This is a genomic window from Opitutus sp., from assembly GCA_024998815.1.
Taxonomy (GTDB): domain Bacteria; phylum Verrucomicrobiota; class Verrucomicrobiia; order Opitutales; family Opitutaceae; genus Rariglobus.
Window position 1 is genome coordinate 1,141,085 of sequence record JACEUQ010000001.1, and the last position, 23,743, is coordinate 1,164,827.

The following is a 23,743-nucleotide window of genomic DNA, read 5'->3' on the forward strand; positions in this document are numbered from 1 at the left end:
AGCACAAGGAAAGGCGCCCACATCGGCTTGTCGGCATCCCGAAATGAGCCCTTCGGACTACTCCATAAAACCAGTGTTGAAACTAGGCCGTCCGACGAATTTCCTCTCGTGCGCAGCGCCATTTTAAATCAATTACTTAACTTATGATCTCCCGTTTTCGCCAGATCGCGGTCTTCAGCCTGTTAGCCCTCCTTTCCAGCGTTCTCCACGCCGCCGAAGCCGACCCGATCAAGATCGGTGAAATCACGTCACTCACCGGCAAAGAGGCCGCCTACGGCCAGTCCGCTCATAAAGGTACTCTGCTCGCCATTGAAGAACTCAACGCCGCCGACGGCGTTCTCGGCCGCCAGCTCAAACTGATCACCGAGGACAACCAAACAAAGGCCGGCGAGTCTGCTACTGCCGCGAGAAAACTGATCTCCCGCGACAAAGTCGTGGCGCTGCTAGGAGAGGTAGCCTCCAGCCGTTCGCTGGAAATCGCACCCATCGCCCAAAGTTCCAAGATCCCGATGGTCTCGCCCGCCTCGACCAACCCGAAAGTAACGGCCGTGGGCACTTACATTTTTCGCCTCTGCTTCATAGACCCGTTCCAAGGACCGGTGATGGCAAAGTTTGCCCACGAAGACCTCGGTTTGCGCCGCGTCGCCGTGCTGACCTCCGTCTCCTCAGCCTACAGCGTGGGCCTATCCAAGTTCTTCAAAGAACGATTTCTTTCCGAGGGCGGGGAAATCGCCATCGAGCAAAAGTACTCCGAGGGAGACAAAGACTTCCGCTCTCAGCTCACCGCGATCAAGGCCACCGGAGTGGGCGGCATCTTTATCCCCGGCTACTACAGCGAAGTGGCATTGATCGCCAAACAGGCCCGCGAGCTCGGCATCACCGCTGTGCTATTCGGTGGCGACGGCTGGGATGCCCCCCAACTGATGCAAATCGGCGGTGCTGCACTGGAAGGTTGCTACTACTCGACGCATTATTCACCCGAAGACACGTCGCCCGCCGTCCAGAATTTTGTCAAAAACTACAAAGCCCGATTCAACGACGAAACACCCGACGCCATAGCCGCGCTCGGCTATGACTCCGCCCTTGTGCTTGCCGATGCAATAAAACGCGCGGGCAGCACCGAGCCTGATGCGGTGCGAGGGGCACTCGCCGCCACACGTAATTTCATGGGCGTGACTGGCAACACCAGCATCGATGCTGATCGCAACGCCGCCAAACCCGCCGTGGTCTTGGCGATCAAGTATGGGCGGATTAACTTTTTCAAATCCGTGGTGCCTTGATGGAGTTTGCCCAACAGCTCCTCAACGCGCTTTCCTTGGGCGCAATCTACGCCCTAATCGCGCTCGGTTTCACGATGGTTTACGGCGTGCTGCGCTTCATTAACTTCGCGCACTCCGACGTCTTTATGATCGGTGCGGTGGTTGGCAGCCTGTTGGGCAACCACCTGCCGATGGGAACGTGGTGGGGCGGGCTCGCCTGCCTGCTGGCGGCCATGGCTGTGTGCGCCCTGCTGGGCGTGGTCATCGAGCGCGTCGCTTATCGCCCCCTGCGAGACGCCCCGCGGCTCAACGTCCTGATCACCTCCATCGGCGTGTCCCTGCTGATCGAATACCTATTTCAAAACGAACACGTTTTCGGTGCCGCCCCCCGCCCCTTCCCGCCCGTATTCCCCTCTGTGCTCTGGCAGTGGCAAGGGCTGTCGATCTCAAGCAACCAGCTAATCGTCATCGGCGTTGCCCTTGTGCTCGTGGTGGCGCTGGAGCTCATTGTGTACCGCACCCGGATTGGCACCGCCATGCGGGCTATCTCGCTCAATCCGCGCGCCGCCCAGCTCGTCGGCATCAACCCTGACGTCGTGGTCGCCTTCACCTTTGCGCTCGGCTCGGCCTTGGCCGGGGCTGGCGGGGTGCTCTACGCACTCAACTACCAATCGGTCGAGCCGCTCATGGGCGTGATGCCCGGCCTGAAGGCCTTCGTCGCTGCGGTGCTGGGCGGCATCGGCAGCATTCCCGGCGCGGCGCTTGGCGGACTTCTGATTGGTGGAATCGAGACGTTCATCGGCGGCAGCCAATTCTCCACCTACAAGGACGCCATCGCCTTCGCGCTGCTCATCCTGATTTTACTCTTTCGTCCGACCGGCCTGCTGGGCCGCCGCATCCCCGAAAAAGTATGACCCCGCGCCGTTTCGGCCCACCGTGGCCCCACCTGCTTCTCGGCGGCGCACTGCTAGCCGCCTTCCTGCTCACGCGCTGGGTGACCGATCCCTACGCCAACGACGTGCTCACGACTATTGGCATCAACGTCATCCTCGCCGTCTCGCTCAACCTGGTTAACGGCTACACCGGCCAATTTTCGCTCGGCCACGCGGGCTTCATGTCAGTTGGCGCGTACCTCTCGGCGGCGATCACGCTGTTGCTCGGCCCCAGCATCCTCGGCGAAGACGGCGGCACTCCCTGGGCGCAAAACGCGCTGTTTTTCGGCGGCCTGCTGGTCGGTGGACTCAGCGCCGCAGCAGCCGGCTTGCTCGTGGGCATTCCCTCGCTGCGGCTGCGGGGCGACTACCTCGCGATTGTCACCCTCGGCTTCGGCGAAATCATCCGGGTGATTTTCCAAAACATCGAGCCCCTCGGAGGCGCGCTCGGCCTTAACGGTATCCCCAATTACACCACGGTAGGCTGGACCTTCGCCATCGCCGCCCTAACCGTTTTTGTCGTCGGGTGCTTGATCAACTCGACCTACGGACGCGGTTTTATCGCCACGCACGACGACGAAATCGCCGCCGAAGCCATGGGCCTGAACACCACCCGCTACAAGGTAGTAGCCTTTGTCGTGGGCGCGTTTTTCGCCGGTCTGGCCGGAGGGCTCTACGGCCACTTCAAGATGAGCATCACCGCCGCCAGCTTCGATTTCACCCGAAGCATTGAGATCGTGGTCATGGTGATCCTCGGCGGCATGGGTAACACCCTCGGCGTGATCCTCGCGGCAATCCTACTCACGCTCCTGCCCGAAGTGCTATGCCCCATCGCCGAGTTCCGCATGATTCTCTACGCACTGCTGTTGATCGTGCTGATGCTCCTGCGTCCCCAAGGCCTGTTCAACTTCCGCCGCAGCCACCGCTGATGCCTCCGCTTCTTCACCTCGACCAAGCCACGCTGCGATTCGGCGGACTCACCGCCGTCAACGCAGTCGATCTGAGCCTGCCCGTCGGCCAGCTTCACGGCATCATCGGCCCCAACGGCGCCGGCAAAACCACTCTTTTTAACCTCATCACGGGTGTTTACGCGCCGTCATCGGGTGCCTTGAGTTTCAACGGTAAAAATCTCGCCGGCCTAAGGCCCGACCAGATCACCGCCTTGGGAATCGCGCGCACATTTCAAAACATCCGGCTCTTCCGGCAGCTGAGCGTCTTCGACAACGTGCGCGTCGCCTGCAACCTGCACCGCGCCAGTTCGCCGCTGCACACGCTCATTCGCGGAGCGGCATTTCGCGCTGACGAAGCGGCCATCGCCGCCCGTGTCGATGAACTGCTCGCGCTCTTCAACCTGGAGCGCTTCCGCGACAAACCCGCCACCGCCCTTCCCTACGGCGAACAACGCCGGCTGGAGATCGTTCGCGCACTCGCCACCCGCCCCCGCCTGCTGCTGCTCGACGAACCCGCCGCAGGCATGAACCCGTCGGAAAAGGTCGAACTGGTCCGGCTCATCAAAGAAGTCCACCACCGCTTCGACCTCACCATTTTACTGGTTGAACACTCCATGCGGGTCGTGATGACGCTGTGCGAGCGGATCACGGTGCTGGATTACGGGGTGAAAATCGCCGAAGGCGCGCCGGGCGAAATCCAAAAAGACCGCAAGGTGATCGAAGCCTATCTGGGCGAAGATCACACCAACAACTCGGCCCACCACTAATAGGCAGTAACCTTCGAGTTGTCTCTTTCTGCCGGCCCTTAAAAACCAGAAAACACTTCGATCCTTTTAGCCGCGAAAGAACGCATAGAACGCATAGAAATACGGATCCTATTCTTTGCGATCCTTGCGTTCTTTTTCGGCTAAACTGCCTTGGCTTCATCTGTCTCCCTAAATTTTATCCACCACGAAGCCCCGCGTTCGTCCCGGATACGTTCATCCCGCTAATTTTCCCGCGCCGATATTGCATCGTCCGCGCTGAGCGCTTGTCCTGTTCGATCCTCCATGTCGGCACCTTTGAATCCCCCGCAGCCCCCCGCCAACGACGACACCTTTGTCGCCGATCAAGCCCTGCTCGGCCGCCTGCAGGAGGAACTCGCCGCCCGCCGCGAGGAACGCATCACCCTGCAGGCCCGCCACCGCGACCGCCTCGAGGATGCCCTCGACCACCTCGATTCTCTCCGTAAAAACACCCGCGATCGTCAGTCGGAAATCGCCGCCATCGGCCAACCAGCCGAGGTCTCCGCAGACGACGAATCCGGTGAGGTTGCCCGCGCCAAAGCCGACGCCAAGGAGCAGGCTGAACTGGCCGAAGCCGCCCGCCTCGCCGCTGCCGCCCCCTTTGCCCCCGAGGACCTCGCCGCCTACCGCCTGCCCTCCCTCGATTTACTCCGCTCCGCCTCCGCAACCGAACATGAGCTGGTGCCGCCTGAGGAGGTCGCAGCCAACCGCCAAATTCTCCAGACCACCCTCGATAGCTTCGCCGTCGATGCGTTTGTCTATGATTCCATCGTCGGCCCGCGGGTCACCCAATTCCGGGTAAAACCAGGCTTCGGGGTGCGCGTTGAGGCGATTGCCAGCCTTGAAAAAAACCTCGCCCTGGCCCTGTCCGCCAACGCCGTGCGCATCCAGGCGCCGATTCCGGGCGAAAGTTTTGTCGGCATCGAAACCCCCAATCGCCACGCCGTCCCGCTCGCCCTGCGCAGCGCCTTCGAATCGGCCGCCTGGCGCGACACCACGGCCGACCTGCCCATTGTCCTGGGCGTCGATATCACGGGCAGCCATGTGATTTGCGACCTCGCCAAAGCCCCCCATGCCCTCATCGCCGGCGCCACCGGTTCGGGCAAATCGGTTTGTATCAGTAACATCATCCTTTCGCTGCTGTATCGCTTCCGGCCCGACGAACTGGAGCTCGTGCTCATCGACCCAAAAATCGTCGAATTCGCCATTTACCGCGATCTGCCGCACCTGATTCACCCCGTGGTCACCGACCCGAAGCAAGCCTGCCAAGCGCTCAAGTGGCTGGTTCGCGAAATGGAGCAGCGTTACCAGACGCTCGCCGAGAAAAACGTGCGCAACCTCGCCGGCTACAACGCCAAGGCCGAAGCCGAGGGTTTTGCCAAACTCCCCTACATTGTCCTCATCATCGACGAGCTCGCCGACCTCATGATGACGGCCGCCCAAGAGGTCGAAACGCCCGTCGCGCGCCTCGCCCAGATGGCGCGTGCCGTCGGCATGCACACGATCCTCGCCACCCAGCGCCCCTCGGTGAACGTGATCACGGGTGTCATCAAAGCCAACTTCCCCACCCGCGTCGCCTTCCAGGTCGCCTCGCAAATCGACAGCCGCACGATCCTCGACGGCAAAGGCGCCGAGGCGCTCCAGGGGCGTGGCGACATGCTTTACAGCCCGCCCGGTCTCGGGCGGCTCCAACGCCTCCAGGCGCCCTTCGTTGACGACGCCGAGGTCGAGCACGTCGTGGCCGCACTCAAATCCCAGTTGCAACCGCGTTATCGCGTCGAACTGCGCGCCGAGGATGCGCCCGGCGGCGGCGAAGACGTCCTCGGTGATTCGGAAACCAACGCGGGACTCGACCCGCTTATTAAGGAGGCGCTTGAAATCATTTCGGCCCACGGACGTGCCAGCACCAGTTACCTGCAACGCCGCCTGCGCATCGGTTACAACCGTGCCGCGTGCCTCATCGAGGAGATGGAAAAACGCCGCTTTATCGGCCCTCAAATCGGTAACAACCCGCGCGAGATTTACGTCAAACCCGGCGACCTGCACGTCGACTAAAACGCTGCGTCGCTCCCCTCCCATTCCACAGCCCTCCCGTGTCCGCCGCTGAACCTCTTTCCCCCGACGCCCTGCTTGCCCGTATCCGGCAAGACGGCGTGCGCCGCACCGCCCAAGCGCTGCGAAAGCCCCCGCTGCCCTCCTCGCTGCTGCAAGCCCTCGCCGATCTGCCCGTGGACGAGGCTCCCGAGGCCCGCGCGTTCGTTGCCGCCTACCCACTCGCGCCCAGCCACCTGCTCGAAGCCCTCGCGGCCCAGTCGCCCTCGACCACCGTCCTCGCGTTGCTCGCCTCCAACCCGCGCACCCCGCCCCACCTGCTGATTGAAATTGCCGCGCACCCCGATGCCGAGGTTCGCGCCCAAGCGGCGATTCATCCGCAGCTGCCCGCCCGCGAACTGCTCACCCTGGCCGACGACCCCGACGCCCGCGTGCGCCGCGCCCTGGCCACCAACTCCGGCCTGCGCCTGCCGCAGCAGGCCCTTCTGGTTTGCGATGCCGATCCTGCCGTGCGCGTCGCCCTCGGCGGCCAGTCCGGACTCGCCACACCGGCCGCGCTGGCCCTCGCCATCGACGATAGCGCGCTGGTGCGCCTTCACACCGCCGCCACCGCCCCCGCCGACGACGAGATGCTGTGCGGCTGGGCCACGACCGATGAAGAGGACCTGCAACTCGCCTTGCTCCAACGCCGGAGTTTGCCCAAAGCCGCCGAACGCCTGCTCCTGCAATCGCCCCACGCCTCCGTGCGCCGCGCGGTTCGCGACCGCGTGCAACCCGACGAAATCGATCTGCTGAATCTGGCCACAACTGGCGACGCCGAGGAGCGCGGCTGGGTTGCCGCACGCCGGAACCTTCCGCGCGCCGTGCAGCGTCTCCTGGCTCAAGATGCGGATCCGGCGGTGCGCACCGCACTCGCCACCAACTCCCACCTCGATCCCGCCATTGGCGTTTACTTCATTGATCTCGGTGACGAGCCGGCGTGCGTCGCATTAGCAGGCAACCCCGCGCTCGCCCATGAACAGGTGCAAGCGCTCGCGGCCACCCGTTACCCGGCGGTTCTCGCCGCCCTGGCCTACCGCGAAAACCTCGACCCAGGGCTGGCCCGCGTGCTGGTGACCTGCAGCCCGGTTTTCCGCCGCCACTGGGCGATCCAAGACCGCGCACTTCCCGGCCTCGATGCCGCCACGGCGCGAGAGCTCCTGGCCGACCCGTTGCCCGCGATTCGTCGCCTCGCGGTGAGCGGCCACGCCTGGCGCCGCGCCGACCTCTACGACCTGGTGCGCGACCCCGTTGCCTCCGTACGCCTCGCGGTCGTCCAACACCCCAACGCCCCCGACGAGCTCATTGCCGACGCCCGCGCCGATGTCGCCCCCGAGGTAGCCGCCGCCGCCAGCGCTGTTCAAAGTGCTCGTCTACGTCCGCCCCAACCCGCCACCATCGCACCGATCAACGTCCCCTCGCCCGCTTCAGCACCACGCCCCGAACCCACTGTCGTCGCCCCCACCCTTTCACCACCGCAAGCCACTCCGGCGGCGGGCAACCTGCTCAATAAACTCGCCCGCCTCTTTCGTTAATTAACCTGCGATCCCTTTACCGTCATGGCCAAGAAACCCACCCTCACCGCCCTCACCTTTCGTGATCTCGTCCTCGTTGCGGACGCCGAAACCCTGCGCCAGGCGCTCGACGCCCGCGTCCGCATCGACGCCCTCATCGCCGAGCGCCATGCCGCCTATGAACGCATCTCCGCACTCGAAACCCAAATCGAGGAGGTCATCGGCGAGCCGGGCGTTTTCCCGTTCCCGCCCCCGCCCCTGCCCGTAGCGGGGCTTGACCCCAAGTCGGAAACGCTGACCCGCGCCGCCGGTGTCGCCAAAAAGAGCACACCGCGCGAAACAACGGCACCTGCGACCAACCCCGCCGACACGGAAGCAGCCGGCGCTGAACCGACCGCGACCGACGACGCTACGGACGCCTAAGCCCGTCGATGCGCAGGGACCAACAAATCAAGGTCAACGAGATGCTCCTCGAACGAGAGGAGCTCTTCCTGCGTATCCATGCTGCGGAGAAAGAGGTCATGCGGATTATGGGTGGCGATTACCCGTTCACGACCGTCGAACTCCTCTCCAACCGCCGCACCAAACGCAAAACCGTCCCCGCTCGTGCCGCGACTGCGAATGCGCCAGCGCCCGCTGATGCGAGCGAACGCGCGACGATTACCCTGCGCCGGCTAGAACCCGGTGAGGCCCGCTACCGGGTAACGTACCGGCAATTCGCCCAAGTGGTGGTCGAGGAACACGGAGATTTCGAGGCCGTGCGCACCCTATTGGCCTGCCAAAGCAGCCAGCTCCAGGTGCAAAAACTAGAAACGCTGCGCGCGGACGGCAGCGTCGGCGTGAACCTTGACTGAGCCGCCCTCCGGTCGGAAAGCGCCTTACGTCCGGTAGCGCGCCCCATGTGCTCCATTGCAGACCAGCAAAGACAACAGCAGACTTGCCCGACGGCGCGAAACCAACACAGTCCGCCTCATGAGCGCTCTTCTTGACCGAATCACCGTCGAGCCCGGCAAATGCGGTGGAAGGCCCTGTATCCGCGGCTACCGGCTGCGGGTGAAGGATGTCTTGGAACTACTCGCTCACGGCGCGAGTTGGGCGGAGATTTTGACCGATTACCCGTTCCTTGAGGAAGATGACCTGCGAGCGTGCCTAGCGTTTGCTGCCGCGCAAAACGACCACGTTTTGCTGCGCGCCTCGTGAGTCGCTTCCTCATCGATAACCAGTTGCCAGCCGCGCTTGCGCACTGGCTGCGGGCGCAAGGCCACCAAGCCCAGCACGTGTAGGAGCCCAACCTCGGTCAGTCGCCCGACTCGCTGATTTGGCATGAGGACGCATTCAGTATCACCGGATATGCGCAAACGGCCCCGGACAAAAATCCCCCTTGTCGCCCCCGCTGATTTCACCCTTGGTTGTCAGCTTATTTTCCCTGCTCAGCGCCTTTCCCCGCTTTAAACTCATGTCCTCCCCCGTCGAAAACGTCGTCATTGTCGGCACCGGTTGCGCCGGTCTCACCGCCGCCATCTACACCGCCCGCTCCAGCCTCAACCCGCTGGTCATCGAGGGCCCGTTACCCGGCGGCCAGCTCACCACCACGAGCGAAGTGGAAAACTTCCCCGGTTTCCCGCACGGGGTGGACGGTTTTCAGCTCACCCAAAACATGCGCGAGCAGGCCACCCGTTTCGGCACGCGTTTCGAGCAGGCGCTGGTCAACGCAGTCGATTTCACGGTGAACCCGCGCAAGCTCATCCTTGAGGGCGGCCGCGTCGTGTTGGCCAAGTCCGTGATCATCGCCACCGGCGCCTCACCGCGCATGACCGGAATTCCCGGCGAAAAAGAGCTCTACGGCGGCAAGGGTGTGACGACATGCGCGACCTGCGACGGTGCGTTTTACCGCAACATGGAAGTGGCCGTGCTGGGTGGCGGCGACAGTGCCGCCGAGGAGGCGCTGTTCCTGACCCGTTTTGCCAGCAAAGTTTACTTGGTTCACCGCCGCGACAGCCTACGTGCATCCAAGATTATGGCTGACCGTGCCGTCGCCCATCCCAAGATCCAGATGGTTTGGGACAGCGTGCCGACCGAAGTTTTAGGCGTGGCCGCGGGCTCCGTCAGCGGACTGAAAGTGAAAAACATCAAGACCGGCCTCGAGTCGGTGCTGCCGATTAAAGGTGTGTTTGTGGCCATCGGCCACGTGCCCAACACCGGCCCGTTTACCCCGGCGATCACGGTCGACGAAGGCGGTTATTTTAAGCCCGCCGTCGGTTCGCAAGTGCAGACCAACGTGGCCGGCGTCTACGTGGCGGGCGACTGTTCCGACCACGTTTATCGCCAAGCGATCACCGCAGCCGGCATGGGCTGCCAAGCGGCAATCGAAGCCGAGCGCTGGTTGGCCGAGCACGGCGGTTGAGCCACGCCTCCTGACGGGCACCGACCGTTGGCCCAAAAGTGCCCTCCTTGAGCTCACGCTCAAGGCCACACTCGGGAGGGCCGCGACCCAGCGGTAAAGTGCATGTCCGGAAAGTAGCGCAGACTTCCAGTCTGCTCTGGGGTTGCTGGACAGGGATTACGCGTAAAAGCAGACGCGGCGTCCACATTGGTTAACAATGACTTGCCGATTCAAGCAGACTGGAAGTCTGCGCTACTTTGCGGAGGTGCGTCGTCCCCCCCCTTTTTCACACGCTTTTCCTGTGTTTTAGGACTTATGCGCTAAATTAACCGCGCTTTGTGTCGATAAGACACGCGTGGCTGGATTCGTTCATCGTTCATCGCTACCGACAACGCCTTCTAGACAGGGTGATTTTGTGGAGCCAGAGAGCGGCAAACTCGCCTTGGTCCTAGCTGGTGGAGGCGCGCGCGCGGCCTATCAAGTCGGCTTCCTCCGGCAGATGTCTCGGCATTTCCCCGAGCTCAATTTCCCGGTTTTAACCGGCGTGTCGGCCGGCGCGATCAATGCCGCCCACCTCGCCAACACCGCGGATGACTTTCCCGTGGCGATGGAAAAACTCGTCAACTTGTGGGAGGGCCTGACCATTGATCAGGTTTTCCGCACCGACCTGCCGGCGATCGCCTCGATCATGTCGAAATGGGCGCTGCGCCTCGTTTCCGGCGGCATGTACCTGTCGCCCCCCGCCCGCGGAATGGTGGACAACACCCCGCTGCGCCGCTTTTTGGAAAAGGCCCTCGGTTCGACTGACGGACATCTGCCGGGCGTGGAGGAAAACATCCGCACTGGCCGGTTGAGCGCACTCGGCCTGACCACCACCAACTACACCAACGGCGAATCCAACACGTGGATTCAGGGCTCCAACTTGAGCGATTGGGAGCGTCCCGGCCGCCGTAGCATCCAGGACCGAATCTCCATCGATCACATCATGGCGTCGAGCGCCCTGCCTCTGTTTTTCCCGGCCGGCCAGATCGGCAACGACTGGCACGGCGACGGCGGCGTGCGCCTGACCTCGCCCCTCTCACCCGCGATGCATTTGGGCGCCAACCGGATGATCGCCATTTCAACCCAATATACCGGATTCCACCGCCCGAGTGCCCTCAGCCAGTCGCCCCACGAATACCCGTCTCCGGCCACCCTCATTGGCCTGATGCTGGACTCCGTTTTTTTGGACATGCTCGACTACGACGCGCTCAACACCCGCCGCGTCAACGCCCTGCTCGAAGCCCACTCGCATCCGCAGGACACCGGCCTGCACCCGGTGCAACTGCTGCTCGTCCGTCCGTCCGTAGACCTCACGGTACTCGCCAACGAGTACGAATCGCGGCTGCCGCGCACCTTCCGCTTCGCGACCCGCGGTCTGGGTACCCGTGAAGCCCGCCGTTCGGACATGCTCGCCACCCTGCTTTTCGAACACGGCTACATCCGCCGCATGATCGCCATCGGTGAAAGCGATTGCACCAAACGCCTCGACGAAATCGCCGCCTTCCTCGCCCTCACCCCCGCTCGGATTAACCACTAAGCGGCACGACTGCCCCCCACCACCGATCCCGTTTAACCACTGATGAGCACTCATAAACCCTCATCCAATCCCAACCGGCCTTACTCCGTGCCCTCCGTGTCGGCGCTCCGGCTCGGCTCGGTGATATCCTCCTAAATTTCGCCTCTGTTTCCGCCCACCTTCCTCGCGCTTACCCCAACACTGGCCAAGGTTTAACCCCCTCAGCAACGTTCTCTTATCCCCTCAGTAACGTTCTCTTAACACCTCCCCATGTCCGCATTCTCCAATAAGGACTCCTGGCAGCACTTGGATCGGGAAAAAACCCAAGCCGCCCAAGGTCAACGCCTCCACCGTTACCTGCGCGACTGCGTGCTGCCCTTCTCGGTGCAGTACCAACGCGTTTTTAAAGAACACGGGCTCACCGCCGACGACATCCGCAGCGTCGCCGACCTGCAAAAGATCCCCTTCACCTCGAAGGAAGACCTGTTGCCCACGACCGAAAACCCGCGGCGCACGCTGGACTTCGTGCTCAAGCCTGACCCCAAGGTTCTGGCCCGCCGCCCGTCCACGATCCTGCGCGCGTTGCTCAAAGGCCGCGACCGGGTGAAGGCCGAACTGGACCGCGAATGGCGGCCTATTTTTATGACCAGCACCACCGGGCGCTCCACCGAGCCGGTGCCGTTTTTGTACACCCAGTACGACATCGCCAAAATGGGCCTGGGCAGCGGACGCATCGTCGAAATCGGCAACGTCCAACCTGACGAGCGCATGGTGAACATGTTCCCGTTCGCCCCACACCTGGCGTTTTGGTACATGTATTATGCGGGCATCGATCGGAACGTGTTTTCGTTGTCCACCGGTGGCGGCCGGGTGATGGGAACCGAGGGCAACATCCGCGCCATCCTGAAGCTCAAACCCCAGGTGATCGTCGGCATGCCGACGTTCCTTTACCACGTGTTGCAACAAGCCGTGGAGCAGAAGACCCAGCTCCCCGGTATCCGACTTTTGGTGCTCGGCGGCGACAAAGTCCCGGCCGGCACCCGCCGCAAACTCGGGCAGTTGTGTGCCCAGGTCGGCTCGCCCGACGTGAAGGTCATGGCCACGTACGGCTTCACCGAAGCCAAATTCGCCTGGACGGAATGCCCGATCACCCCCGGCACCCCGCCACCCGGCTACCACCTGTACGCCGACCAAGGAATTGTGGAAATCATCGACCCGGAGACGGGCAAAGTTTTGCCCGACGGCCAGGGTGGCGAGATCGTGTGGACCCCGCTCGACCAACGCGGAACTGTCGTGTTGCGCTACCGCACCGGCGACCGCTGCGAACACGGCACCACGTGGGAACCGTGCCCGTGCTGCGGCCGCCGCCTTCCGCGCCTAGTGGGCAATATTTCGCGTGTTTCCGACGTCCACGCCCTGCGCTTTCAGAAAATCAAGGGTACCATCGTCGACTTCAACGAACTGGAACGCGCCCTCGACGACCTGCCCGGCCTGGGTGCGTGGCAAATCGAACTTCGCAAGGCCCATGACGACTTCCTCGATCTCGACGAAATCAACGTCCACGTCACCGCCACCACGGCGGCCGACGAAGATCACCTGCACCACACCGTGCGCGAGCTGTTACACGCGCACTTCGAAATCAGCCCGAACAAAATCCTCACCCACACCGCCGAGGAGATGCGCACCTTGCAAAAGGTGGGCGTCGCCCTGAAGGAACAAAAGGTCGTGGACAACCGCCCGAAAACGGAAGCCCGCACATGAAAACACCCCTCTACATTGTCGCCGGAGCCCGCACCCCGTTCTGCAAAATGGGCACCGAGTTGGCCTCCTCCGACGCGGTCGAACTCGGCCGCACCGCCGTCGCCGCCGTGCTCGCCAAAACCGGCATCGACCCCGCGCTCATCAACGAGGTCATCTTCGGCTGTGTCGGCCAACCCCTGGACGCGGCGAATGTTTCCCGCGTCATCGCCCTGCGCGCCGGCATTCCCTCGCAGGTCACCGCCATCACCGTGCACCGCAACTGCGCCTCGGGTTTCGAGGCGATCACCCAAGCAGCCGAGAAAATCGCCGCCGGCCGGGGTGACATTTTTCTAGTGGGTGGCGCAGAAAGCATGAGCAATTACCCGCTTATTTATAACGCAAGCGCGGTGCGCAAATTCTCCGTCCTTTCCCGCGCCAAATCGCTGCCGCAAAAACTCGCCGCCTTCCTGCGTTTCCGCCCCGCCGATTTTTCCCCGCAGATCAGTCTTATGCTCGGCCTCACCGATCCCGTGTGCGGCCTCAACATGGGCCAGACCGCCGAACTGCTCGCCCGCGATTGGCGCCTGAGCCGCGAGCAGCAGGATCAGTTCGCCCTGCGTTCCCACCTCAACGCAGGAGCCGCCCGCGACCGCCACGTCGCCGAAATCACGCCCGTTTACCCACGCAACTGCCGTGCGCCCACCCCCGCCGCCATCACCCAGGACAACGGCGTGCGCGCCGCCCAGACGATTGAAGCCCTGCAAAAGCTGCGTCCGCTCTTTGACCGCCTCGGCGGCACCGTGACGGCCGGCAACGCCTCCCAAGTCACCGACGGCGCCTGCGCGCTACTGGTGATGAGTGAGGCAGGTCTCAAACGCACCGGCCTGACGCCCATCGGCCGGTTGATCGACTACGCCTACGCTGGCTGCGAACCCGCGCGTATGGGCTTGGGCCCGTTGTACGCCATCGCCAAAGCCGAAGAACGCAGCGGCCTGACTATGGCTGACGCCGACCTGATCGAAATCAACGAGGCCTTCGCCGCGCAGGTTCTCGCCTGCCAAGCCGGGGCCAAATCCGCCGACTATGCCCGCGCGCACCTCGGTCGCACCACCGCGCTGGGCGAGATCCCCGACGCCAAACTCAACGTCAACGGCGGCGGCATCGCGTTGGGCCATCCGGTGGGTTCGACCGGTGCGCGCCTGGTGCTGACGTCGCTCCTGGAACTGCAACGCCGCAAAGCCCGCCGAGCGCTGGTTTCGTTGTGCATCGGCGGCGGCCAAGGCGGCGCGCTCTGGCTCGAAGCCGCCTAAATACTGAACGGAATTTTTAACCACTAATGACCACTCATTTTCACTAATAGGGAAATACGCCGAATCAAACTGCCGAAAATTTCCGACCTCCGGATTAGTGCCCCTTAGTGGCCATTAGTGGTTACCCCCTCCCCGCCCCAACCCACCCCGCCATGAATATTACCCGCCAAATCGATGCCGACGGCGTTTGCACCCTGCTGTTCGACCGCGCTGGTTCGTCGGCCAACGTTTTTGACCGCGCCACGCTCGAAGAACTCGACGGCCACCTCGCCGCCTTGGAAAGCCACGCGGGGTTGCGCGGGGTCATCCTCGCCAGCGCCAAGGACAAAATCTTCATCGCCGGCGCCGACCTCCACGAGTTCGTGACCAACCCCGACCCCAAAATTTTGGGCGACATCGTCGATCTCGGCCACCGCGTCTTTAACCGCCTTAATCACCTCACCGTGCCCTCGGTCGCGGCCATCCATGGCATCTGCCTGGGCGGCGGCTGCGAACTCGCGCTGGCCTGCGACTGGCGCGTCGGCTCCGACGGCAAAGAAACCAAAATCGGCCTGCCCGAAACACAACTCGGCATCCTGCCAGCATGGGGCGGTTCGGTGCGCCTGCCCGCGCTCATCGGTTTGCCCGCGGCGTTGGGCCTGATTCTCACCGGCCGCCAACTCGCCGGCGTTCCCGCCAAAAAACTCGGTGTGATCGACGAACTTGCTCACCCCGAATACCTGCGCGAAGCCGCCCGCAAGCAGCTCGCCCAGGGCAAACGCCCCGCACCCGCCTTCCGCGCTGCCCATCTGCCGATCGCCCGCCACCTCATCGCGTCCAAAGCCCGCCGCGACGTTTTGGCCAAAACCCACGGCCACTACCCCGCCCCGCTCAAAGCGATCGAGGTCTGCACCGCCGCCCTCGGACTCGCCGCCGACGCCGGTTTTGATCTGGAAAAAGAGGCGTTCCTCGCCCTCATCCGCACCCCAGCGTGTCGTAGCCTGCTAAGCATTTTCTTCCTGCAAGAACGCGCCAAAAAACTGCCCTGCCCGCTCCCCGCCGAACCCCTGCCGGTGCGCCGTGTCGCGGTGGTGGGCGCCGGCGTCATGGGCGCGGGCATCGCGCAATGGGCCAGTGCGCGCGGCCTGCCCGTTATCCTCAAAGATGTCGCCCCCGACGCCCTCGCCCGCGGCCTGCGAACCATCGAAACGCTGTTCACCGAAGCCGCCAAAAAACGCGTCTTCACCCCGGCCGAAGCCGCCGCCGGCATGAACCGCGTTACCCCGGTCTGCACCAGCGTGCCGCTGACCGGCGTGGATCTGGTGATGGAGGCGGCGCTCGAAAAACTCGAAGCCAAGCAGGCGATTTTCCGCGATCTGGAAAAGCACGCCCGCCCCGACACGGTGCTGGCCACCAACACCTCGGCGTTGTCCATCGACGCGATCGCTGCGCCGCTGGAACACCCCGAGCGCGTGGTGGGAATCCACTTTTTCAACCCAGTTAACCGCATGCAACTCGTCGAGTTGGTCCGAGGTCCGCGCACCTCGGCGGCCACGCTCGCCACCGCGCTGCAGTTCACCAAGGCGATCGGCAAGCTGCCGGTAATCGTCAACGACTCGCCCGGCTTTTTGGTTAACCGCATCTTGATGCCTTACCTGGTCGAGTCGGTGCGATTGTTCCGCGAAGGCCACGCCCCCTCCAAAATCGACCGGCTGATGCTCGCCTTCGGCATGCCAATGGGCCCGCTGCGTTTGGCCGACGAGGTCGGTTTGGACGTGGCCCAACACGTGGCGCAGGACCTCGCCAAACGCCTCAAAAACCCCATGCCGACCGACGACACGCTGCCGCAGATGATTGCGAAAGGCTGGCTCGGTAAAAAGTCCGGCTGCGGGTTTTATACGCACCCCAAAACCAAGGGAGCCAAGTCGGGTGCAAACCCCGGTCTGAGCACCTTGTTTATCCCCACAGCCGACTGCCGACGCTCCACCGACGAAGAGATCGTCGACCGCCTGGTGTTGATCATGATCAACGAAGCCGCGCGCTGTTTGGCGGAAGGCGTGGTGGCGGCCCCGGAAGACGTCGATTTCGGCATGATTTTGGGCACCGGTTGGGCGCCGTTCCGCGGCGGCCCGCTGCGGCACGCCGACACCGTTGGCACCACCGAAGTGGTGGCGCGGCTAGACAGTTTGGCCAAGGACGTGGCGCCACATTTCGCCCCCTGCGACCACCTGCGAGCGCTGGCGAAGGCCGGCAAGGGGTTTTACCCCAAGAGCTGAGGACCGGTGGCCAATGACCAATTCCCAATGTCCAATGCCCAATGTCCAACCGGGGCCCAACCCCTGCGCCAATTGAACGGTCAACGTTGAATGTTGGATGTTGAACGTTCGCCGCCGCTCCGAAACTCCGCCCTCTTTCTCTTTCTTCTTAATCTTAATCTTTCTCTTTCGCCCCTCCTTTACCGACTCAGACCAAGCCCCTGACGAACGATTAGGATAAAGAGTAACGAGAAAGATTTAATACCCCAAAAACCCCAATGAACCCCACCGACGACACCCCTAGCAATATCGACACCTCAAAGATGACGCAGGGCCAACGTGAGGCCCTCGAAATGACAGAGTCGGCCCGTAGCGAATCCACCTACCGCAGCTACGTCGGCGACTTGTTCATGGGCCGCTTTTCCCTCGAACACATTTACCCCTTCCCGCTGCAATCCGCCGCCGATGCCACCGCCGGCCGCCCGTTCCTCAGCGAACTCGAGCATATCTTAAAAAAGGAGGTCGACGCGGACCGCATCGACACTGAGGGAGAAATCCCCGACGCCCTGATCAAACGCCTCGGCAGTCTCGGCGCTTTTGGCATCAAAATCCCCAAGGAATACGGCGGCCTGGGCCTGTCCCAACTCAACTACTCCAAGGCGGCCGTGCTGCTGGGCAGCGTTGATGGTAACCTCACCGCGCTGCTCTCCGCCCACCAATCCATCGGCGTGCCTCAGCCGCTCAAAATGTTCGGCACCCCCGAGCAGAAAAAAAAGTACCTCCCGCGCGTGGCTCGGGGCGAGATTTCCGCCTTCGCGCTGACCGAAAACGGCGTCGGCTCCGACCCCGCGCGAATGGAAACCCGCGCCGAACCCACCCCCGACGGCAAAGACTTCATCATTAACGGCGAAAAGCTCTGGTGCACCAACGGCGTCAAAGCCGGCGTGATCATCGTCATGGCGCGCACGCCCGACAAGGTGGTTAACGGCAAACCGCGTACCCAAATCACCGCCTTCTTGGTCGAGATGAACGAGCCGGGCGTTGAGGTGGTGACGCGCTGCCGCTTCATGGGCCTGCGCGCGCTTTACAACGGCGTGGTCCGCTTCACCAACGTGCGCATCTCGCGCGACGCGATCGTCGGCGGCGAGGGTCGCGGCCTCAAGGTCGCCCTCACCACGCTCAACACCGGCCGCCTCACGATTCCGGCCGGTTGCGTGGGTTTTATGAAACGCTGCCTCGGTTATTCGCGCGAATGGGCAGCCAGCCGCATCCAGTGGGGCGCGGCGGTGGGCCAACACGAGGCGATCGCCAGCAAACTCGCCCGCATGGCCGCCAACACCTTCGCCAACGAGGCCATGGTCATGCTCACCTCGGCGCTGGTCGACCGCGACAAGGCCGACATCCGCCTGGAGGCCGCGATGTGCAAACTCTGGGGCTCGGAAGCGGCCTGGCAGGCGGTCGACGACACCATGCAAATCCGCGGCGGGCGCGGCTACGAAACCGCGTCCTCGCTCAAAAACCGCGGCGAAGAGCCCGTGCCGGTGGAGCGCATGATGCGCGACAGCCGCATCAACCTGATTTTCGAAGGCTCCACGGAAATCATGCATCTGTTTTTGGCCCGCGAAGCGCTCGACCCGCACCTCAAGGTGGCGGGCACCGTGCTCGATTCGCGCCAACCGCTGGGCAAACGTGCGGCGGCGGCGGTCAAAGCCGGTGCGTTTTACGCGCTCTGGTACCCGAAGTTATTTCTCCCCAGCGGCGGCGTGCCCTCCGACCTGACGCCCGCCTGTAAACCAGCGCTCGCCTATGTGTCACGCACCTGCCGCCGACTCGGGCGCACACTTTTCCACGCAATGGCGCTCAACGGCCCGAAACTGGAAAAACGGCAGGTGTTGCTGGCGCGCATTGTGGACATCGGCACGGAGCTCTTTGCGATCTCGGCAACCGCGCTGTATGCGGATGCATTGATCAAACAAGGCGCCCCAGGCCATAACCGCGAGGATGTGGAGAACCTGATGAAGACCTTCACGACGCAGTCGCAGCGGCGGATCGGTCTGGCGTTTGCCGGTATCGGCAAAAACCACGACCACGGCGACTACGCTCTGGCGCAGAAGATCCTCGACCCGGCCCACCACACCCAGTTGCGCGAAGGGATCGTTGGATAACGATGCCGTTGATACCACCTCGACGACCGAGGCATAGAACCGAACCGTTTTTTACCGCTAATGGGCGAGACGCCCATGCCACGCCAAGCCCACGGGCGGGACGCCCGTGCCACGTCGGATGAGTCTGAGCGCCTTGGGCGTCCCGCCCCGTTTTTGGTTCGCAACGTGGCATGGGCGTCTCGCCCATAAGTTTGACTTAAAAGTGGTTATGCCTGCGCGCCCCATGCCTTGCAGACATTGCGGTTAAGCCAGATCGATCCGACCTTCGTGTCATTTCGTGGGTTTCATGGGCACATCTCTGCCGCTTAATTCACGAACCGCTGCGCGGGGCAAAATTTCGCTTGCTCACGCCGTGGGGTTTATAGAACTTGGCCGCCTGCGTTAGTGTCGCTCCGTCGGTTACGGGGTGGCACCACGACTGGTCTGGCATTCCGCCAGATTAGAACGGTGACGCCGGCAAACGCCGTGGTGCAAACCATGACGGGCGCGGGTGGCACGGAACCCTCACCGGTTCCCTACAGTTGTGTAACTTATTCAAATAAAACCATGTCCACCGTCGTTAAGCCCGAAATCATCTCCGCCTACAAAATTCACGATACCGATACCGGTTCGTCCGAAGTTCAGGTTGCCCTGCTGACTGCTCGCATCAATCACTTGACCGAGCACCTGCGCACGCACCGCAAGGATTTCCACAGCCGCCGCGGCCTGTTGCAGATGGCCTCCCGCCGTCGCAAGCTGCTCGACTACTTGAAGCGCCACAATCTGCCCAAGTACAACGAGTTGCTCCAGCGCCTGAGCCTCCGCAAGTAATTGCCCCCTTCAGTCAAAGGGCGACCCTTAACCGGGTCGCCCTTTGTTTTTTTAGACAATCCGCTGAAGCCTGACCAACGTTCAACATCCAACATTGAACGTCCAACATCCAAAAAGCCTGCAGCGTTGAACGTTAGAAGTTAGTCATTGGACATTGAACATTGGTCATTGGTCCTTGGTCATTGGCCCTTGGTCATTGGCCATTGGTCCTTTCCCTCCCGCCCCCTCCCCTTTCAGCCGAACCTGCCGCGTGTCGCAGGCCGGCTTTTCTATCCGCGACGCGCAACCGAAGTACGAAATAACACATGTCCCTGAAGCAGAAACACTCCGTCACGATCGCCGAACTCGGCATCACCTTCTCCACCGGCACTTACGCCGCCCTCGCCAATGGCGCGGTCAACGTCTCCGTGGGTGAAACCAACGTCTTTGTCACCGCCTGCGTCGCGCAGTCGATGAAGCCCGGCCAGGACTTCTTCCCCCTCACCGTCGATTACCGCGAAAAGTACGCCGCTGCCGGCCGCTTTCCTGGCGGTTACTTCAAACGCGAGGGCCGTCCTTCCGAAAAGGAAATCCTCACCTCGCGCCTCTGCGACCGTCCTTGCCGCCCCCTCTTCCCCGAGGGTTTCCTCAATGAGGTCCAGATCATCGGCCAGCTCATGTCTGCCGACCAGTTGAACGAGGCCGACATCCCCATGGTCAACGGCGCCTCCGCCGCTCTCGCCATCTCCGACATTCCCTGGAACGGGCCGATCGCCGCCGTGCGCGTCGCCGAAATCGACGGCGTGTTTGTCGCCAACCCGACCATCGAACAGATGTTCCAGTCCTCCCTCGACCTCATCTACGTGGGTAACGAGAAGGACATGCTCATGATCGAGGGTTCCGCCGACCAGATCCCCGAGGCCCGCTTCATTGAGGCCCTCGAATTCGGTCACAACGCCATCCAGCCGATCATCCGCGGTATCCGCGAACTCGTTGCCCTCGTCGGCAAGCCCAAGGCTCACTTCGCCTTGGTTGGCGCCAGCGCCGAGGCCCGCGCCATCATCGAGCGCGTGGTGTCCACCGAGCGCATCGTCGCCGCCATCTTCGGTCACGAAAAAGCCGTCCGCTCGGCCAACGTCAAAGGCCTCAAGGCCGAAGCCCACGCCGCGCTCTCCCTCGAACTCGGCGCCGGGCGTTTCAGCGACGTGGACCTGAACGTCGTCTTCGAAGACCTCCAGTACAAAGCCTACCGCAAGGCTGTGCTCGAGCGCGGCGTGCGCGCCGATGGCCGTGATGCCAAGAGCCTGCGCCCCCTGCACTCCGAGGTCGGTATTCTCCCCCGCGTGCACGGTTCCGCTGCGTTCAAGCGTGGCGACACCCAGAGCATCGTCCTGACGACCCTCGGGCCGACCAAGGAAGCCCAAGACCTCGATGCCCTCACCGGCGGCGTGAAGTCCAAGAGCTTTATCCTTCATTATAACTTCCCTCCCTTCTCCGTGGGTGAGACCGGCCGCTTCGGCTCCCCCGGTCGCCGCGAAGTCGGCCACGGTGCCCTCGCCGAGCGTTCTCTCGTGCCGGTGCTGCCGCCCGAGGACGTGTTCCCCTACTCCATCCGCGTGGTCTCCGAGATCATGGCCTCCAACGGCTCGACTTCGATGGCTTCTATCTGCGGCGGCTGCTTGTCGCTGATGGACGCCGGCGTTCCCCTGATCGCCCCCGTGGCCGGCATTTCCTGCGGTCTGATGACCGAGATCGACGCCTCCGGCACGATCACCAAGTGGTCCACCATCACCGACATCCTCGGTGAGGAAGACCATTTCGGCGACATGGACTTCAAGCTCGCCGGCACCACCAAGGGCATCACCGGCTTCCAGCTCGACCTGAAGATCAACGGCCTGCCCTTCGAGATCGCCAAGGTTGCGATTCACCAGGCCCGCGAAGCCCGCGTCGAAATCCTGCGCAACATGCTCAGCGCCATCCCGGCCCCGCGCAAAGAGCTCAGCAACTTCGCCCCCCGCATCCAGACGATCCAGATCGATCCCGAGAAGATCGGCCTGCTGATCGGGCCCGGCGGCAAAACCATCCGCCGCATCGTGGAAACCACGGGCGCGCAGATCGACATCTCCGACGACGATTCGGGCAAGGTGTTCATCTATTCGAACAACGCCGAGTCCTCCAACCGTGCACTCAAGGAAATCGACAGCCTCTGCGGCGGCGGTTCCGGCGGTGGCGGTGGTGGTGGCGGCGGCGCCCCGATCGAGAACGGCAAGATCTACACCGGCCGCGTGACCGGCGTGAAAGAGTTCGGCGCGTTCGTCGAGTGCCTGCCCGGTAAAGAAGGCCTTTGCCACATCAGCGAGCTGGCCGACTTCCGCGTGCGCCGCACCGAAGACGTGGTCAAGATGGGCGACAGCATCACGGTGAAGTGCATCGGCATCGACGAGAAGTCGGGCAAGGTACGCCTGAGCCGCAAAGCCGCCCTCAAGGACCTTGAAGGCCAAGCCCCAGTCGCCGAAGACGCGCCGGTGGTCGCCTAAACGGTTAACCGCCTCTGCGAAGCCGGCCCACTCATGGTGGGCCGGCTTTTTTGTGCATCACAACCGAGCCTTTGGGTGAAAATCGCCACTCGTAGCGCTCTGAGGTAGTGCGGTGCTTTAGCCCGCTGGTTTGAATGGATGTATCGTTCAATCGCCGATGCGTGCTAAAGCACCGCACCACTTTCGGTTTAATCCGGAGCAGACTGGAAGTCTGCGCTACTTTTTAACGCACTTCGCGCATGCGATGAATGTGGTGCGCCGGAACCCGCGCTTCTGCCCCATGCGCACTGCACAGCCGCACCGCTCCCTGCGTATCGATTCCACGGAAAAAACCGCCGGTGACCGACAACGCCACCCCGCCAGCCGGCTCCAAAACCACCTGCCGCGCTTCACCCCAGCAGCGGTCCAACACCGGGGCCAAGCCCGCCAAGCGGCGCCGCGCAAACATCCGCTGCGCCAGCCGAATCGCCCTTAACAAAGCAGCAACGAGTTCAGCCGGTTCCGGCACGGCCCCCACGCCCAGATAATCCGCCAAGCGCCCCGCCACGCCCTGCAACGTGGGATCACTCACCCAGGGACGATTGGTGACATTGAGCCCCACGCCGACCAACAGCGTGCGCGGCCCACCCTGCTCCACCAAAATTCCGCCCACTTTGGCCCAGCCCACCATCAGGTCGTTGGGCCAACGCAAACGCACGTCGGTCACCCCGACCCGCCGCAGCGTCACACACAGCGCCCAGCCCACCGCGAGGGCAAAACCCCGCGACGCGAGGGCATCGCCGTCGTAGGGCAACACGGCGGTCAAATACAGCCCGCCTGGATCGGAAACAAAGGTGCGCTCCGCTTGGCCGCGTCCGGCGGTTTGTTCCTCGGCCCAGACCGCTGACCACGCGGATAACTCCCGCGCCAGCGACTGGGTTGACCCCACTGTTGCGTGGTGAGTGACCGACCAAACCGGACAGAGAGAGGACTTCGGCTGCATTTAAGGAGCCAAAAAAAAACCGGCCGCGATTGCGAGGCCGGCTTTGGCTTTAGCGGATTTGGTGGGAGGCAAAGATCTGCCGCCGACCTTCGTGGGCCCAATCGTGGCCGGCCACCGGTACGATGGCGTGGATGCGATAGGCGTCACGCAGGGTTAACTGCACGGCTGCGGCGATCACGGCGACCAGCTCGGGCGGCAGGTCGGTGATGGGCGCTGGCGCCGGGGCTACGGGGGCAATCGGGGCGGGAACTGCTGGCGCAGGAGCGGCCACCGGGACGACCGGTGCCGCAGGCTGCACCTTGGCTGCGGCTGCCGTGGCTGCGGCCGAGGCCGCGGCTACGATCGCCGCCCGCTTGAAATAAACCCCTAACACCGCGATCGCCGCCCAAGTAAGGCCCAGGGCGATGAACACGAATGCCAGTCCGTCTAACTGGAAGACGACCGAATCACCGAATCGTAGGGTGGCCGAAATCGTCTTCTGTTCGGCGACTTCGGCGAGGAGGAGGGAGTACAT

Annotated in this window: 19 protein-coding genes; 17 read left to right on the forward strand and 2 right to left on the reverse strand. The window is 63.0% G+C overall.

Annotation, left to right across the window (positions count from 1 at the left end):
• The first annotated feature begins 143 nt into the window (after positions 1–143).
• From H2170_04920 to pnp, 17 genes are all read left to right on the forward strand, one after another.
• Positions 144–1,280, forward strand: a complete 1,137-nt coding sequence (locus tag H2170_04920; protein MCS6299427.1) for an ABC transporter substrate-binding protein — start codon at positions 144–146, stop codon at positions 1,278–1,280.
• On the forward strand, positions 1,280–2,173 hold the full coding sequence (locus H2170_04925; GenBank protein ID MCS6299428.1) for a branched-chain amino acid ABC transporter permease: 894 nt from the start codon (positions 1,280–1,282) through the stop codon (positions 2,171–2,173). The genes H2170_04920 and H2170_04925 overlap by 1 nt, the downstream gene beginning before the upstream one ends.
• On the forward strand, positions 2,170–3,120 hold the full coding sequence (locus H2170_04930; protein ID MCS6299429.1) for a branched-chain amino acid ABC transporter permease: 951 nt from the start codon (positions 2,170–2,172) through the stop codon (positions 3,118–3,120). The genes H2170_04925 and H2170_04930 overlap by 4 nt, the downstream gene beginning before the upstream one ends.
• A complete protein-coding gene (locus H2170_04935) occupies positions 3,120–3,908 on the forward strand; it encodes an ABC transporter ATP-binding protein (GenBank protein MCS6299430.1) in 789 nt (262 codons plus the stop codon). The genes H2170_04930 and H2170_04935 overlap by 1 nt, the downstream gene beginning before the upstream one ends.
• A gap of 282 nt (positions 3,909–4,190) precedes the next feature.
• Positions 4,191–5,981, forward strand: a complete 1,791-nt coding sequence (locus H2170_04940; protein ID MCS6299431.1) for a DNA translocase FtsK — start codon at positions 4,191–4,193, stop codon at positions 5,979–5,981.
• 38 nt (positions 5,982–6,019) lie between these two features.
• Positions 6,020–7,552, forward strand: a complete 1,533-nt coding sequence (locus tag H2170_04945; protein ID MCS6299432.1) for a hypothetical protein — start codon at positions 6,020–6,022, stop codon at positions 7,550–7,552.
• 24 nt (positions 7,553–7,576) lie between these two features.
• Positions 7,577–7,954: a hypothetical protein gene (locus H2170_04950; GenBank protein ID MCS6299433.1), complete on the forward strand. Its 378-nt coding sequence runs from the start codon at positions 7,577–7,579 to the stop codon at positions 7,952–7,954.
• Between the two features lie 8 nt (positions 7,955–7,962).
• Positions 7,963–8,385 carry a hypothetical protein gene (locus tag H2170_04955; GenBank protein ID MCS6299434.1) on the forward strand — a complete coding sequence of 141 codons (423 nt, stop codon included), beginning with the start codon at positions 7,963–7,965 and terminating at the stop codon, positions 8,383–8,385.
• 118 nt (positions 8,386–8,503) lie between these two features.
• Complete coding sequence (locus tag H2170_04960) at positions 8,504–8,731, forward strand: DUF433 domain-containing protein (protein MCS6299435.1); 228 nt, start codon at positions 8,504–8,506, stop codon at positions 8,729–8,731.
• A gap of 256 nt (positions 8,732–8,987) precedes the next feature.
• Positions 8,988–9,935 (forward strand): thioredoxin-disulfide reductase, encoded by a 948-nt coding sequence (gene trxB, locus H2170_04965; GenBank protein MCS6299436.1) that lies wholly within the window; start codon positions 8,988–8,990, stop codon positions 9,933–9,935.
• Positions 9,936–10,329: 394 nt separating this feature from the next.
• A complete protein-coding gene (locus tag H2170_04970; protein ID MCS6299437.1) occupies positions 10,330–11,493 on the forward strand; it encodes a patatin-like phospholipase family protein in 1,164 nt (387 codons plus the stop codon).
• Positions 11,494–11,742: 249 nt separating this feature from the next.
• The gene (locus H2170_04975; GenBank protein ID MCS6299438.1) at positions 11,743–13,233 is read left to right on the forward strand and encodes an AMP-binding protein; all 1,491 of its coding nucleotides are present in this window, start codon (positions 11,743–11,745) and stop codon (positions 13,231–13,233) included.
• The gene (locus H2170_04980; GenBank protein ID MCS6299439.1) at positions 13,230–14,522 is read left to right on the forward strand and encodes a thiolase family protein; all 1,293 of its coding nucleotides are present in this window, start codon (positions 13,230–13,232) and stop codon (positions 14,520–14,522) included. Before H2170_04975 ends, H2170_04980 begins: the two co-directional genes overlap by 4 nt.
• Positions 14,523–14,674: 152 nt before the next feature.
• A complete protein-coding gene (locus H2170_04985) occupies positions 14,675–16,777 on the forward strand; it encodes an enoyl-CoA hydratase/isomerase family protein (GenBank protein ID MCS6299440.1) in 2,103 nt (700 codons plus the stop codon).
• Between the two features lie 257 nt (positions 16,778–17,034).
• Entirely contained in the window at positions 17,035–18,921 is a 1,887-nt protein-coding gene (locus H2170_04990; GenBank protein ID MCS6299441.1) for an acyl-CoA dehydrogenase family protein, read from the forward strand.
• Between the two features lie 546 nt (positions 18,922–19,467).
• On the forward strand, positions 19,468–19,731 hold the full coding sequence (gene rpsO / locus H2170_04995) for a 30S ribosomal protein S15 (protein MCS6299442.1): 264 nt from the start codon (positions 19,468–19,470) through the stop codon (positions 19,729–19,731).
• A 311-nt stretch (positions 19,732–20,042) separates the two neighbouring features.
• On the forward strand, positions 20,043–22,247 hold the full coding sequence (pnp, locus tag H2170_05000) for a polyribonucleotide nucleotidyltransferase (protein MCS6299443.1): 2,205 nt from the start codon (positions 20,043–20,045) through the stop codon (positions 22,245–22,247).
• A gap of 223 nt (positions 22,248–22,470) precedes the next feature.
• On the opposite strand, the gene H2170_05005 is transcribed toward pnp, so the two are convergent.
• Positions 22,471–23,175 (reverse strand): biotin--[acetyl-CoA-carboxylase] ligase, encoded by a 705-nt coding sequence (locus tag H2170_05005; GenBank protein ID MCS6299444.1) that lies wholly within the window; start codon positions 23,173–23,175, stop codon positions 22,471–22,473.
• A 103-nt stretch (positions 23,176–23,278) separates the two neighbouring features.
• Complete coding sequence (locus H2170_05010) at positions 23,279–23,743, reverse strand: hypothetical protein (protein ID MCS6299445.1); 465 nt, start codon at positions 23,741–23,743, stop codon at positions 23,279–23,281.